The organism is Streptomyces sp. NPDC030021 (assembly GCF_055574035.1).
On sequence record NZ_JBVIAH010000005.1, the window covers coordinates 139,995 to 154,229 of the forward strand.

At 71.0% G+C, this 14,235-nt stretch carries 13 protein-coding genes; 11 read left to right on the forward strand and 2 right to left on the reverse strand.

Annotated features, from left to right (window positions below; translation table 11 throughout):
* Positions 1-11: 11 nt before the first annotated feature.
* The 7 genes from ACZ4YL_RS12000 (at position 12) to ACZ4YL_RS12030 (ending at position 6,659) form a co-directional block, all read left to right on the forward strand.
* Complete coding sequence (locus tag ACZ4YL_RS12000) at positions 12-596, forward strand: PaaI family thioesterase (protein WP_301365787.1); 585 nt, start codon at positions 12-14, stop codon at positions 594-596.
* Positions 596-1,141 (forward strand): dUTP diphosphatase, encoded by a 546-nt coding sequence (gene dut, locus ACZ4YL_RS12005; RefSeq protein WP_150259936.1) that lies wholly within the window; start codon positions 596-598, stop codon positions 1,139-1,141. Before ACZ4YL_RS12000 ends, dut begins: the two co-directional genes overlap by 1 nt.
* A gap of 1 nt (position 1,142) precedes the next feature.
* Positions 1,143-1,919 (forward strand): DUF3710 domain-containing protein, encoded by a 777-nt coding sequence (locus ACZ4YL_RS12010; protein WP_468115846.1) that lies wholly within the window; start codon positions 1,143-1,145, stop codon positions 1,917-1,919.
* A 184-nt stretch (positions 1,920-2,103) separates the two neighbouring features.
* The gene (locus ACZ4YL_RS12015; RefSeq protein ID WP_468115848.1) at positions 2,104-4,788 is read left to right on the forward strand and encodes a DUF4118 domain-containing protein; all 2,685 of its coding nucleotides are present in this window, start codon (positions 2,104-2,106) and stop codon (positions 4,786-4,788) included.
* Complete coding sequence (locus tag ACZ4YL_RS12020; RefSeq protein WP_266605846.1) at positions 4,785-5,471, forward strand: response regulator; 687 nt, start codon at positions 4,785-4,787, stop codon at positions 5,469-5,471. Before ACZ4YL_RS12015 ends, ACZ4YL_RS12020 begins: the two co-directional genes overlap by 4 nt.
* Before the next feature lie 24 nt (positions 5,472-5,495).
* Positions 5,496-5,915 carry an OB-fold nucleic acid binding domain-containing protein gene (locus ACZ4YL_RS12025; RefSeq protein ID WP_468115850.1) on the forward strand — a complete coding sequence of 140 codons (420 nt, stop codon included), beginning with the start codon at positions 5,496-5,498 and terminating at the stop codon, positions 5,913-5,915.
* Between the two features lie 3 nt (positions 5,916-5,918).
* Entirely contained in the window at positions 5,919-6,659 is a 741-nt protein-coding gene (locus tag ACZ4YL_RS12030; protein WP_468115852.1) for a DUF3159 domain-containing protein, read from the forward strand.
* A 449-nt stretch (positions 6,660-7,108) separates the two neighbouring features.
* On the opposite strand, the gene ACZ4YL_RS12035 is transcribed toward ACZ4YL_RS12030, so the two are convergent.
* On the reverse strand, positions 7,109-7,771 hold the full coding sequence (locus ACZ4YL_RS12035; protein WP_189739014.1) for a potassium channel family protein: 663 nt from the start codon (positions 7,769-7,771) through the stop codon (positions 7,109-7,111).
* Positions 7,768-8,436, reverse strand: coding sequence for a potassium channel family protein (locus ACZ4YL_RS12040; protein ID WP_030016272.1), 669 nt, complete (start codon positions 8,434-8,436; stop codon positions 7,768-7,770). Before ACZ4YL_RS12040 ends, ACZ4YL_RS12035 begins: the two co-directional genes overlap by 4 nt.
* Before the next feature lie 219 nt (positions 8,437-8,655).
* On the opposite strand from ACZ4YL_RS12040, the gene ACZ4YL_RS12045 reads away from it, so the two are divergent.
* From ACZ4YL_RS12045 to ACZ4YL_RS12060, 4 genes are all read left to right on the forward strand, one after another.
* The gene (locus tag ACZ4YL_RS12045) at positions 8,656-10,719 is read left to right on the forward strand and encodes an APC family permease (RefSeq protein WP_468115855.1); all 2,064 of its coding nucleotides are present in this window, start codon (positions 8,656-8,658) and stop codon (positions 10,717-10,719) included.
* Positions 10,720-10,813: 94 nt separating this feature from the next.
* Complete coding sequence (locus ACZ4YL_RS12050; protein WP_468115857.1) at positions 10,814-12,151, forward strand: class I SAM-dependent RNA methyltransferase; 1,338 nt, start codon at positions 10,814-10,816, stop codon at positions 12,149-12,151.
* A gap of 460 nt (positions 12,152-12,611) precedes the next feature.
* Positions 12,612-12,995, forward strand: coding sequence for a hypothetical protein (locus ACZ4YL_RS12055; protein ID WP_468115860.1), 384 nt, complete (start codon positions 12,612-12,614; stop codon positions 12,993-12,995).
* Positions 12,996-13,054: 59 nt separating this feature from the next.
* On the forward strand, positions 13,055-14,158 hold the full coding sequence (locus ACZ4YL_RS12060; protein ID WP_468115862.1) for a protein kinase domain-containing protein: 1,104 nt from the start codon (positions 13,055-13,057) through the stop codon (positions 14,156-14,158).
* The last annotated feature ends 77 nt before the right edge of the window (positions 14,159-14,235 follow it).

A 14,235-nucleotide genomic window follows, 5' to 3' on the forward strand; every position in this document is an offset into this window, starting at 1 on the left:
GGTCTGCGGCTGTGAGTGGACGAAACACAGCGCTGACGCCCCCTGCCGATGCCGCCGCGCCGGTCAGGCACCCCGACGCGCCCGCACCCGGCGAGCTCCTCGGTGCGCACTACGAGCACTGTTTCGGCTGCGGCGAGGGCCAGCCCCACGGACTCCACCTGGAGGCCCGGGCGGGCGAGGGCGTGCGCGTCACCGCCGAGTTCACCGTCAGGCCCGCGCACCAGGGCGCACCCGGTCTCGCCCACGGCGGTGTGCTCGCCACCGCGCTCGACGAGACGCTGGGCTCCCTGAACTGGCTGCTGCGCGTCATCGCGGTGACGGGGCGGCTGGAGACCGACTTCGTGCGGCCCGTGCCGGTGGACACCGTGCTGCACCTGGAGGCCGAGGTCACCGCCGTCGCCGGCCGGAAGATCTACTGCACGGCCGTCGGCCGGATAGGCGGACCGCAGGGCCCGGTCGCCGTACGTGCCGACGCCCTCTTCATCGAGGTGAAGGTCGACCACTTCATCGACAACGGACGGCCCGAGGAGATCCAGGCGGCGATGGCCGACCCGGACCAGGTCAGGCGCGCACGCGCCTTTGAGGTGAACCCCTGATGTCCCAGAGCAACCACGATTCCCGCCGGCCGGTCGACGTACTGATCCGCCGCGTCGACCCGGAGGTGCCGATTCCGGCATACGGGCACCCCGGCGACGCCGGCTGCGACCTCGTCACCACCGAGGCCGCCGAGCTGGAGCCCGGCGAGCGCGCCGTCCTGCCCACCGGCGTCTCGATCGCCCTGCCCGACGGGTACGCGGCGTTCGTGCACCCGCGGTCCGGCCTGGCCGCACGCTGCGGGCTCGCGCTCGTGAATGCCCCGGGGACGGTGGATGCCGGGTACCGTGGGGAGATCAAGGTGATCGTGGTCAATCTCGACCCACGCGAGAGCGTCCGGTTCGAGCGTTTCGACCGCATCGCCCAGCTGGTTGTCCAGCGGGTCGAGAAGGTGCGCTTCCACGAGGTGGCGGAACTTCCCGGCTCGGCCCGGGCCGAGGGGGGCTTCGGCTCCACCGGCGGGCATGCGGCCGTGGCCGGATCCGGGGCTGGTCAGCAGGGTGGGAATGGCTACGCTTCGGTCGTAACCGACCGGGAAGGACAGTGACGTGTTCGGACGTCGCAAGAAGAACGACTCCGCCCATGACGGCGGCGCGGCCGAGCAGGTCGTAGACGGCGTCGCCGAGCAGGACGACGCGGGCGAGCAGGAGACCGCCGCCCCGCGCCGGGTGAACCTGCCGCCGGCCCCGCGGCCCGACGGCCCCTGGGACGTCTCCGAGGTGCTCGGGAACCCGGCCGACGGCCGGGTCGACCTGGGCGGCATCCTCGTACCCGGCGTCGAGGGCATGGAGCTGCGCGTCGAGGTCGCCGGTGACGCGATCGTGGCCGCGACCGTGGTCCTGGGCGACAGTGCCGTGCAGCTGCAGGCCTTCGCCGCGCCCAAGAAGGAGGGCATCTGGGGCGAGGTCCGCGAGGAGATCGCCGCGGGTATCACCCAGCAGGGCGGCATCATCGACGAGGCCCAGGGCTCCCTGGGCTGGGAGCTGCGTGCCCAGGTGCCCGTACCGCTCCCGGACGGGCAGACCGGCGCCCAGCTGGTCCGCTTCGTCGGCGTCGACGGTCCGCGCTGGTTCCTGCGCGGCGTCATCTCCGGCCAGGGCGCGGTGCGCCCCGAGTCGGCGGGTGTGCTGGAGCAGATCTTCCGGGACACCGTCGTCGTCCGCGGTGACGGCCCGATGGCTCCCCGCGACCCGATCGTCCTGAAGCTGCCGAACGACGCCCAGATGGTGCCGGACGGCGTGCAGACGGACGACCAGGAAGGCTCCCGCTTCGGCGGCGGCATGGGCCAGCTCGAACGAGGCCCGGAGATCACCGAGGTCCGCTGACCTCGGACGGCCCCCGCGCACAGGGGGGCTCGTCATGTATTCCGGCCGGTGGGCCCTACTCCTTCGGGGTGGGGCCCACCGGCGTGTGCCCCCCCTGGCATCCCGCGTCAGGGATCCGTCAGGGATCGCAGCCGGGGCGCCGATCGGTGCGTGCGCGGCGTGGACGTCCCGGAGAATGGGGCGCATGGGACGCGGCAAGCTCAGGATCTACCTCGGCGCGGCACCCGGTGTGGGCAAGACCTACGCGATGCTCTCCGAGGGGCATCGCCGGGTGGAGCGGGGCGCGGACTGCGTCGTCGGCTTCGTCGAGCACCACGGCCGGCTGCGGACGGAGGTCATGCTCCACGGCCTCGAACAGGTCGAGCGCAAGCCCCTGAAGTACCGGGGCGCCGCCTTCACCGAGATGGACGTGGACGCGCTCCTCGCCCGCAGGCCCGCGATGGCGCTGGTGGACGAGCTCGCGCACACCAATGTGCCCGGCTCGCGCAACGCCAAGCGCTGGCAGGACGTGGAGGAGCTGCTGCGGGCCGGCATCGACGTCGTGTCCACCGTGAACATCCAGCACCTGGAGTCGCTCGGGGACGTGGTCGAATCGATCACCGGGGTGCGGCAGCGGGAGACCGTGCCGGACGAGGTGGTCCGCCGGGCCGACCAGGTCGAGCTGGTCGACATGTCGCCGCAGGCACTGCGCCGGCGGATGGCCCACGGGAACATATACAAGCCCGAGAAGGTCGACGCGGCCCTGTCGAACTACTTCCGGCCGGGCAACCTCACCGCCCTGCGCGAGCTGGCGCTGCTGTGGGTGGCCGACCGGGCGGACGAGTACCTCCAGCAGTACCGGGGCGAGCACGACATCCGCTCGACCTGGCAGGCGCGGGAGCGGATCGTCGTCGGACTCACCGGCGGACCGGAGGGGCGCACGCTCATCCGGCGGGCCTCGCGGATGGCGGCCAAGGGCTCGGGCAGCGAGATCCTGGCCGTCTACATCGCCCGCAGCGACGGGCTGACCGCCGCCTCGCCGAAGGAGCTCGCGATCCAGCGGACCCTGGTCGAGGACCTGGGCGGAACGTTTCACCATGTGATCGGCGACAACATCCCCGACGCCCTGCTCGCCTTCGCACGCGGGGTCAACGCCACCCAGATCGTGCTCGGCTCCAGCCGCCGCCGCTCGTGGCAGTACGTCTTCGGCCCCGGGGTCGGCGCGAGCGTCGCCCGCGACTCGGGACCCGACCTCGACGTGCACATCGTCACGCACGAGCACGTCGCCAAGGGGCGCGGCCTGCCCGTGGTGCGTTCGGCCGCCCGGCTCGGGCGGACCCGGATCATCGCCGGCTGGGTCGTGGGGACGGTCTTCCCCCTCCTGCTGTGCCTGCTGCTCACGCACGTCGACGCCGACCTCGGCCTCGCCAACGACATGCTGCTCTTCCTGTCGCTGACGGTGGCGGCCGCACTGCTCGGCGGGCTCTGGCCGGCCCTGGCCTCCGCCGCCCTCGGCTCGCTGCTGCTGAACTACTTCTTCGCGCCGCCGCTGCACCGCCTCACGGTGTCCGACCCCAAGAACATCGTCGCCATCACCGTCTTCTTCGGGGTTGCCGTCTCCGTGGCCTCGGTCGTTGACCTGGCCGCCCGCCGCACCCACCAGGCGGCCCGGCTGCGCGCCGAGTCCGAGATCCTCTCCTTCCTGGCCGGCAGCGTGCTGCGCGGCGAGACCACGCTGGACGCGCTGCTGGAGCGGGTACGCGAAACCTTCGCCATGGAATCCGTGGCCCTGCTGGAGCGGGCGAGCGACGTGGAGCCCTGGAAACCGGCCGGCAGCGTCGGCCCCGGCCCCGCCGCCCGGCCCGAGGACGCCGACGTGGACATGCCCATCGGGGACCACATGGCCCTGGCCCTGTCCGGCCGGGTGCTGCCCGCCGAGGACCGCCGGGTGCTCGGCGCCTTCGCGGCGCAGGCGGCCGTGGTCCTGGACCGCCAGCGACTGGTCGGCGAGGCCGAGGAGGCCCGCCGGATGGCCGAGGGCAACCGGATCCGCACCGCGCTGCTCGCCGCCGTCAGCCATGACCTCCGTACGCCCCTGGCCTCCATCAAGGCGTCCGTGAGCTCCCTGCGCTCCGCCGACGTGGAGTGGAGCGAGGAGGACCGGGCCGAGCTCCTCGAAGGCATCGAGGACGGCGCCGACCGCCTCGACCACCTGGTGGGCAACCTGCTCGACATGTCCCGGCTGCAGACCGGCACCGTCACCCCGCTGATCCGGGAGATCGACCTCGACGAGGTGGTCCCGATGGCGCTGGGCGGCGTACCGGAGGACAGCGTGCTGCTGGACGTGCCCGAGGCGCTGCCGATGGTGGCGGTGGACCCGGGGCTGCTGGAGCGGACCGTGGCCAACGTCGTGGAGAACGCCGTCAAGTACAGCCCGGCGGGGGAGCCCGTCCTGGTGGCGGCCAGCTGCCTCGGCGACCGGGTCGAGGTCCGGGTCGTCGACCGCGGGCGGGGCGTGCCCGACGAGGCCAAGGACCGGATCTTCGCCCCCTTCCAGCGGTACGGGGACGCCCCGCGCGGGGCCGGCGTGGGCCTCGGGCTCGCCGTCGCCCGGGGGTTCGCCGAGGCCATGGACGGCACCCTGACGGCCGAGGACACCCCCGGGGGCGGGCTGACCATGGTGCTCACCCTGCGCGCGGTGCGCGGCGCCGGGGCACCGGAGCGTGCCACGGTGGGTGCGGGTGCGGGTGCGGGTGCGGGTGCGGGTGCGGGCGCGGGCGCGGGCGGGGGCGACGGCGGGGGCGACGGCGCGACGGCGGAACCGATGGAACCGATGGAACTTGATCACGACCGTGATCGGATGACGCGACAGAAGGCAGGACCTCAATGACCCGGGTGCTCGTGGTGGAAGACGAGCCGCAGATCGTCCGAGCGCTTGTGATCAACCTGAAGGCGCGCAGATACGAGGTCGACGCCGCGGCCGACGGGGCGAGCGCACTGGAACTCGCGGCCGCCCGCCACCCCGACGTGGTCGTGCTCGACCTCGGACTGCCCGACATGGACGGGGTCGAGGTGATCAAGGGCCTGCGCGGCTGGACCCGGGTGCCGATCCTGGTCCTCTCCGCCCGGCACAGCTCCGACGAGAAGGTCGAGGCCCTGGACGCGGGCGCCGACGACTACGTCACCAAGCCCTTCGGCATGGACGAGCTGCTGGCACGGCTGCGCGCCGCCGTCCGCCGGGCCGAGCCGGCCGCGGGCTCCGGCGAGGACGAGGTGATCGTGGAGACGGACGGCTTCACGGTGGACCTGGCCGCCAAGAAGGCCGTGCGCGAGGGACGCGACGTACGGCTGACGCCCACCGAGTGGCACCTGCTGGAGGTCCTGGTCCGCAACAGCGGCAAGCTGGTCAGCCAGAAGCAGCTGCTCCAGGAGGTCTGGGGGCCCTCGTACGGCACCGAGACGAACTACCTGCGGGTCTACATGGCCCAACTGCGGCGCAAACTGGAGGCGGACCCCTCGCATCCGCGGCACTTCATCACCGAGCCGGGCATGGGATACCGCTTCGAGCGGTAGTGGGCACGCCGGTACGCTTCCTGTATGAGTGCTGAACCGCGTCCCGAGAAGTCCGCGAAGCCGACCAGGCCTGCGGGCCGGTTCCGCCGGATGATTGAGCGGCTGTCCACCTCCCAGGAGGAGCTGCATTCGGCGGAGCTGCAGGAGGACGCAGAAGCCGCGGGGTGTACGCGGATCTGCGACTGCCACGACCGCCAGATAGTCAAGGTGACCGGAACCCTGCGTACGGTCACCCTGCGGCCGCGCGCGGGCGTCCCCGCCTTGGAGGCCGAGCTCTTCGACGGCTCGGCCGCGCTGGACGTGGTCTGGCTCGGGCGTCGCTCGATCGTGGGAATCGAGCCCGGCCGACGCATGATTGCCTCGGGGCGCATCTCCATGACCCACGGCCGTCGGGTGCTCTTCAACCCGAAGTACGAACTCCGCCCGCTCGGACAGGAGCACTGACCGGTGACGTCACTCGACAAACGGACCCCCCCGGAACCGACGGGGCCGCGACATGCCGCCGCGCCGTCCGAGGATCAGAAGGCCGTGACCCAGGCGGCGCTCTTCGATGCCTTCGGCGGCATCCGGGGCACCGTGGAGACGATGCTGCCCGGGCTGCTCTTCGTCATGATCTACACGATCAACAAGGACGTGAAGTGGTCCGCCATCGCGGCCGGCGCGGTCGCGGTCCTGCTGGTGGTCGTGCGGCTGCTGCGCAAGGACACGGTCAAGCACGCCTTCAGCGGGGTCTTCGGCGTGGGTGTGGGCGTGGCCTTCGCCCTCTTCACGGGCAGCGCGAAGGGCTTCTACCTGCCCGGCATGATCTACGGCGTCGGCCTCGGCGTGGCCTTCACGGTCTCGGCGCTGGTGGGCTTCCCGCTGCTCGGCGTGATCCTGGGCCCGGTGTTCAAGGAGAACCTCTCCTGGCGCACCCGCAACCCCGGGCGCAAGAAGGCGTACGTCAAGGCCAGCCTGGCCTGGGGCCTGATCTTCCTCGCCAAGTACGCGATCCTCTTCCCGCTGTACTGGTGGGGTGACGCGACGCAGCTGGGCTGGGTCCTGATCGGGCTGAAGCTCCCGCCGATGGTGCTCGCCGTGTACTTCACCTGGGTCTTCCTGGCGAAGGCGCCGCCGCCGATCGACGTGATCGCGGAGTGGGAGGCCAAGGAGGCCGCCGAGGCCGCCGCCAAGGGGCCGAAGGCCTGACGGCGCAGAGCTGACGCAAGGGGCGGGACCGGCCGGGAGGCCGGTCCCGCCCCTTTGCGCTGCCGCACCGGAATGCGCCCGCGGGCGCAGGGCCGGGGCCGCCGCGCGCCCCGGCGCCGGACGGCCCCAGGAGCGCGTCCTGCCGCCCGCGGGGGCGGGGCCCGCGTCGGGTGTTCCATGGCGGGCCGCTCCCGGCCTCCGGCCTCCCGGGCCGGAACGGCCGCGTGGCTCCGGCGCGGGGCTGGGCCCCGGGGTGCGGAGGGCCGCAGGAGCGCGTCCCGGCGCCCGCAGGGCAGACCACTGCGCGGGGGTGGCTCCGTAGGACCGGCGGCCCGGGGCGGGCCACTGCTGCCGGGCCTGCCGGGGTGCCGAGACGGTCCGGGCGGGAAGCCCGAAGGGGGCGCGCCCGGCAGGGCGCGCCCCCTTCGTCGTCGAGCAGGCCCGCAGGGCTAGCGGCGGGCCTGGAGGAGGTCCTCCAGCTGTTCCTCGCGGGCCTGGGCGGCCACGAAGAGCAGTTCGTCTCCCGGCTCCAGGGTCTCCTCCCCGTGCGGGGTGAGGACCCGGTTGCCCCGGATGATCGTGACCAGCGAGGTGTCCTCGGGCCAGGTGATGTCGCCGATCTGGGTGCCCGCGACCGAGGAGTCGGCCGGCAGGGTCAGCTCGACGAGGTTGGCGTCGCCGTGGCTGAAGCGCAGCAGCCGGACCAGGTCGCCGACGCTCACGGCCTCCTCGACCAGGGCCGACATCAGGCGCGGCGTGGAGACGGCGACGTCGACGCCCCAGGACTCGTTGAAGAGCCACTCGTTCTTCGGGTTGTTGACGCGGGCCACCACGCGCGGGACCCCGTACTCGGTCTTGGCGAGCAGCGAGACGACGAGGTTGACCTTGTCGTCACCGGTGGCCGCGATGACCACGTTGCACCGCTGCAGCGCCGCCTCGTCCAGCGAGGTGATCTCGCAGGCGTCGGCCAGCAGCCACTCGGCCTGCGGCACCCGCTCGACAGAGATGGCGGTCGGGGCCTTGTCGACCAGGAGCACCTCGTGGCCGTTCTCCAGCAGTTCGCCCGCGATGGAGCGGCCCACCGCGCCTGCACCGGCGATCGCGACCCTCATGCGTGTGCCTCCTCAGGCCCCTCGGCGAACGCCGCCTCGACCTTGTCGATCTCGTCCGTGCGCATCATCACGTGGACGAGGTCGCCCTCCTGCAGGACCGTCGCCGACGTGGGCAGCATCGCTTCGCCCAGGCGGGTGAGGAACGCCACGCGCACGCCCGTCTCGTCCTGGAGCTTGCTGACCTTGTGGCCGATCCAGGCGGCGGAGGTGTGCACCTCGGCGAGCTGCACCCCGCCGCTCGGGTCGCGCCACAGCGGCTCCGCGCCCGAGGGCAGCAGCCGGCGCAGCATCTGGTCGGCGGTCCACCGCACGGTGGCGACGGTGGGGATGCCGAGGCGCTGGTAGACCTCGGCGCGCTTGGGGTCGTAGATACGGGCCGCGACGTTCTCCACGCCGAACATCTCGCGGGCCACGCGGGCAGCGATGATGTTGGAATTGTCACCACTGCTGACGGCGGCGAAGGCGCCCGCGTCCTCGATTCCCGCCTCCCTCAGGGTGTCCTGGTCGAAGCCGACCCCGGTGACGCGGCGGCCGCCGAATCCGGCGCCGAGCCGGCGGAATGCGGTGGGGTCCTGGTCGACGACGGCGACCGTATGCCCCTGCTGTTCCAGGGTTTGCGCGAGGGCGGAGCCCACCCTTCCGCAACCCATGATGACGATGTGCACGGCCGTCCTTCCGGCTGTCAGCGACTCGCTGGTTCCCAGCCTCATTGCATGCTCTGGTTTAACAGGGTCTCAGACCATGGCCCAAGCTACACACGGGCGGTCACCGATGGGGCCTCTTGCGCCGCAGTCGTGCTGCGGGTGGGGAGGAATTGCGGCGGGATTGCGGTATGAGGGGGTGGGGGTTCGTCAGTCTGATTTCGAACGCTTACGATCCTCTGCGTGTCCAAACTGACCGACGTGCCCAAACGGATCCTGATCGGCCGGGCGCTACGCAGCGACCGCCTCGGAGAAACACTCCTTCCCAAGCGGATCGCCCTTCCCGTCTTCGCTTCCGACCCGCTGTCCTCCGTGGCATATGCCCCTGGCGAGGTCCTGCTGGTCCTGTCGATCGCGGGCGTGTCGGCGTACCAGTACAGCCCCTGGATCGCGCTCGCGGTCGTCGTGCTGATGTTCACCGTCGTGGCGTCCTACCGCCAGAACGTCCACGCCTACCCGAGCGGTGGCGGCGACTACGAGGTCGCCAACACGAACCTCGGACCCAGGGCCGGCCTCACCGTGGCGAGCGCCCTGCTCGTCGATTACGTCCTGACCGTTGCCGTGTCGATCTCCTCCGGAGTCGAGAATCTCGGCTCCGCCGTGCATTTCGTCATCGAGCACAAGGTGCTCTCGGCGACCGTCATGATCCTTCTCCTCACACTGATGAACCTGCGCGGTGTGAAGGAATCCGGGAAGCTCTTCGCGATCCCGACCTATGTCTTCGTCGCCGCCGTATTCGTCATGATCGGCTGGGGTGCCTGGAAGGGCATCGTCCTCGGCGAGACCCTGACGGCGCCGACCGCCGACCTCGAAATCAAACCCGAGCAACAGGGGCTGGCCGGCTTCGCGATGGTCTTCCTGCTGCTGAGGGCCTTCTCCTCCGGCTGTGCCGCCCTGACCGGCGTCGAGGCCATCAGCAACGGCGTACCCGCCTTCCGCAAGCCGAAGAGCAAGAACGCCGCGTCCACCCTCGCCTACATGGGCGGCCTGGCCGTCACCATGTTCTGCGGGATCATCGGCCTGGCCATGGCCAGCGACGTGAGGATGGCCGAGAACCCCGCCGAGGACCTCCTCGCGAACGGCGTCCCGGTCGGCCCCGAGTACATCCAGAACCCGGTGATCTCGCAGGTGGCCGAAGCCGTCTTCGGTGACGGCAGCTTCCTCTTCATCCTGCTGGCCGCAGCCACCGCGCTGGTGCTCTTCCTGGCCGCGAACACCGCGTACAACGGCTTCCCGCTGCTCGGCTCGATCCTCGCGCAGGACCGCTACCTGCCGCGCCAGCTGCACACCCGGGGAGACCGGCTCGCCTTCTCCAACGGCATCGTGCTCCTCGCCGGCGCGGCCATCCTGCTCGTCTGGATCTACGACGCGGACTCGACCAAGCTGATCCAGCTCTACATCGTCGGCGTGTTCGTCTCCTTCACGCTGAGCCAGATCGGCATGGTCCGGCACTGGAACCGCCACCTGAAATCGGAGCGCGACGCCGCCGCCCGCCGCCGGATGCACCGCTCCCGGGCGATCAACGCCTTCGGCGCCTTCTTCACCGGCATGGTGCTGGTCATCGTCCTCGCCACGAAGTTCACCCACGGTGCGTGGGTGGCCCTGCTCGGCATGCTGATCTTCTACGGCACGATGAGCGCGATCCGGAAGCACTACGACCGCGTCTCCGCCGAGATCGCCGCCGCCGAGGGCCCCAGCGACGACAGCGTGCGGCCCTCCCGGGTCCACTCGATCGTCCTGGTCTCCAAGGTCCACAAGCCCACGCTGCGCGCCCTGGCGTTCGCCAAGCTGACCCGCTCGGACACCCTGGAAGCGCTCAGCATCAGCGTCGACCCGGCCGAGACCAAGGCCCTGCGCGAGGAATGGGACCGGCGCGGGATCAACGTTCCGCTCAAGATCCTCGACTCGCCGTACCGGGAGATCACCCGCCCGGTGGTCGAGTACGTCAAGGGCCTGCGCAGCGAGAACCCGCGCGACGCGGTCAGCGTCTACATCCCCGAGTACGTCGTCGGCCGCTGGTACGAACACCTGCTGCACAACCAGAGCGCGCTGCGCCTCAAGGGCCGGCTGCTCTTCACCCCCGGTGTGATGGTCACCTCGGTGCCCTACCAGCTGGAGTCCTCGGAGCTCGCCAAGCGGCGGGCGAAGAAGCGCCAGGACTGGAACGCCCCGGGTTCGGTGCGCCGCGGCCCCGTGGACAGCCCCGTCAGGTCCTCGCCGCCGAAGGAGCCCACCGCGAAGGGCTGAACGGGTTGGTGAACGGCCGGACGAGATCCACGTAAACTGGTGGGTCGGTCGTCCGGCCGTTTTCCGTTGTTTCAGTTTTTGGAGTCTCCCCACCATGACGAGCGCCGAGCAGAACGAGAAGCAGTCACTGGTCGGGGAGGAGTACGAGGTCGAGGTAGGCCCCGTGGCGCACGGCGGGCACTGCATCGCCCGGACCGAGGACGGCCGCGTGCTGTTCGTCCGTCACACCCTGCCCGGTGAGAAGGTCGTCGCCAAGGTCACCGAGGGCGACGTGGACTCCCGCTACCTGCGCGCCGACGCGATCACCGTGCTCGACGCCTCCAAGGACCGCGTGGAGGCCCCCTGCCCGTACGCCGGCCCCGGCAAGTGCGGCGGCTGCGACTGGCAGCACGCCAAGCCCGGTGCCCAGCGCCGCCTCAAGGGCGAGGTCGTCGCCGAGCAGCTGAAGCGGCTCGCGGGGCTCACCCCGGAGGAAGCCGGCTGGGACGGCACCGTGATGCCGGCCGAGGGCGACAAGCTGCCGGCCGGGCAGGTGCCGCAGTGGCGCACCCGCGTGCAGTTCGCCATCGACGAGGACGGCACCGTCGGCCTGCGCCGCCACCGCTCGCACGAGATCGAGGCGGTCGAGCACTGCATGATCGCGGCGCCGGGCGTCAGTGAACTGGGCATCGAGAAGCAGGACTGGCCGCAGATGGCCACGGTCGAGGCGATCGCGGCGACCGGCTCCCAGGACCGTCAGGTCGTCCTGACCCCCCGCCCCGGCGGCCGTCTCCCCCTCGTCGAGCTGGACAAGCCGGTCTCCGTCCTCCGCGTGGAGGAGAAGGACGGCGGCGTCCACCGCGTCCACGGCCGCCCCTTCGTACGGGAGCGCGCGGACGGCCGTACGTACCGCGTGGGCATGGGCGGCTTCTGGCAGGTCCACCCGCAGGCCGCGGACACCCTGATCAAGGCCGTCATGCAGGGCCTGATGCCGCGCAAGGGCGAGATGGCCCTCGACCTCTACTGCGGCGTCGGCATCTTCGCGGGAGCCCTCGCGGAACGCCTCGGCGAGACCGGGGCCGTCCTCGGCATCGAGTCGACGAAGCGCGCGGTGGAGGATGCCCGCCACAACCTGGCGGACTTCCCGCGGGTCCGCATCGAGCAGGGCAAGGTCGAGCAGATCCTCCCGAAGACCGGGATCACGGAATGCGACCTGGTCGTCCTGGACCCCCCGCGCGCGGGCGCCGGCAAGCAGACGGTCCGCCACATCGCGGGCCTCTCCGCCCGCCGCATCGCGTACGTGGCGTGCGACCCGGCGGCCCTGGCGCGCGACCTGGGTTACTTCAAGGAGAACGGCTACAAGCTCCGCACCCTCCGCGTCTTCGACCTGTTCCCGATGACCCATCATGTCGAGTGTGTCGCGATCCTTGAGCCCGTTGGAAAGGGGCTCTGACCTGCGGGTTAGGGCAGTGTGCGCTGTGTGCGTTGTGGGCGATATCTTGACGCTGATTCGACGCTCGTGACGCACGCCTGACGCACACGGTCGGCGATTCGTGATGGCTCGTCAGTCGCGGGTGGGCGCCTCTCGCGGCAGATTGTGGTCTTGCTGCAAGAGGCGCCCATCTTGCTAGGCGGCCGAGTCAGTCCGTGTCAGACCCGCGCTCCATTGCAGCCTTCCCACTGGAGCCGCTTCTCCCGTGCGGCCTCCGCGTCGGCCAACAGATCGCCGACATCCCGTCCATCGACCTGCTGGACGACGATGCCTGAGCCCCAGCCGCTACGTCACCCCGCAACACAGCGACTTCCCAGTCGAGTACGCCGCCCTGCGCGAACGTATCCAGAGCCTTGCCCGGGATCTGCTCGACCTGCTCCCCGTACTCCCCGCCGGTCCCGGGCACATCGAGGCCGCGCCGATGGGACTCGGTGATCTTGTGCGGGGTGGTCTGGTCGGCCTTGACGGCACCGTGCCGACCTCTCGTACTGACCAGCTCGACACCGACTGCCTGCGCGGTTTCCTGCGTAGCGCCGCCAACACCCGGCGCAGCACCACCGCCTGCGCCACCTTCCGACTGAGCACCTCGGGTGCACAGTTTCCGCAGATGGACATCGGGCTTCAGCGGGAGTACGGCGAGGCCTTCCGGCGCCTGGCCGCCTTTAAGGAGCTGCTGCGCGAAGCCGCCGCCATCGGCCGGGCGAGCGCGCTCGCGTACGACGGGCTGACCAAAGGCGCCCTGCCGCCGTCGCCCACCAGTGCCCTTTCGGAGAAGAGCGAGTCTCAGAAGGCGCAGGAACAGTGAGCCGACCCGCTGATAACCTCACTCTCGTCCAGCCAGGTCAGGACACCACGGGGGAAAAGGTGCTGCAGCCGCTCAGAGCGGGCGACCCGACGACGGTCGGGAACTTCCGGCTGGTCGGCCGGCTGGGCCAGGGCGCGATGGGTGTCGTGTACCTGGGCTACCGTTCGACCCGCCCGGTCGCGGTGAAGGTCGTCAGGCCGCAGCTCGCGGAGGACGAGTACTTCCGCAAGCGCTTTACCTTGGAACTCGAGGCGATCCGCCGCGTCGGCGGCTTCCACACCGCCGCCCTGGTGGACGCCGACCCTCAGGCTGCAACCCCGTGGATCGCGACACAGTTCATCAACGCACCCTCACTGCTGGAGCTGCTGGAGCAACACGGCCCGGTCAGCGAGCTGGGTGCGTGGTGGCTGGCAGCGGGTCTCGCGGACGCTCTGATGCACGTCCACTCGGTCCGTTTACTGCACCGAGACCTCAAGCCGGGCAACGTCCTGGTCGCGGCGGACGGCATCCGGGTCATTGACTTCGGGATTTCCCACGTCAGCGGCGGTACCGGCCTGACCACAGGGAGCGCGGCGCTGGGCACCCTGTCCTACATGGCACCGGAGCAGGCCGCAGACTCCCGCAAAGCCAGTGAGGCGGCGGACGTCTACAGTCTTGGCGCCACGCTGGTGCACGCTGCGACCGGCCATGTCCCCTTCTATGCGCAGATGCCCGCACAGCGGACGCTGGACATCCAGCCCGACCTGACCGGCCTCCCACCCGCCCTGCTCGACCTGGTCACCCACACCCTGGCCTTCGACGCCGAGGACCGGCCGACGGCACAGACCGTGCTGGAGGAGACGATGGGACGCCTGCTCGACTTCGGCGTACCGACGGAGGCGCAGGCGTACCCGCCGCTGCCGGAGGCGTTCCTCGCAGACGTCCTGGAGCGGCAGGCCACACCGGTCGAGGCACTAGACGCCATACGGGATCCGGATCCCGTGGTGGACGCCGAACCGGACGACGCTGCGGACATGGCCCCCGAGCCGGTGCCTGAGGCTCGGCCGTTCCCGCGGCCCGCGGGCCCATTCGATCCCGGCCCCCGGCCAGCCGCCACGCCGGACCGCTGGGCCGCGCGTTGGCGTAGCCGTATCGAGGACCGTCGCAGCGACTACGGCGGCTGAGCCTCCCCGTGCTCTCCACAAAACCGCAAACCCACAGCGCTCGAACAGCACAGCAGCAGAGCAGCAACCGAAGGAGA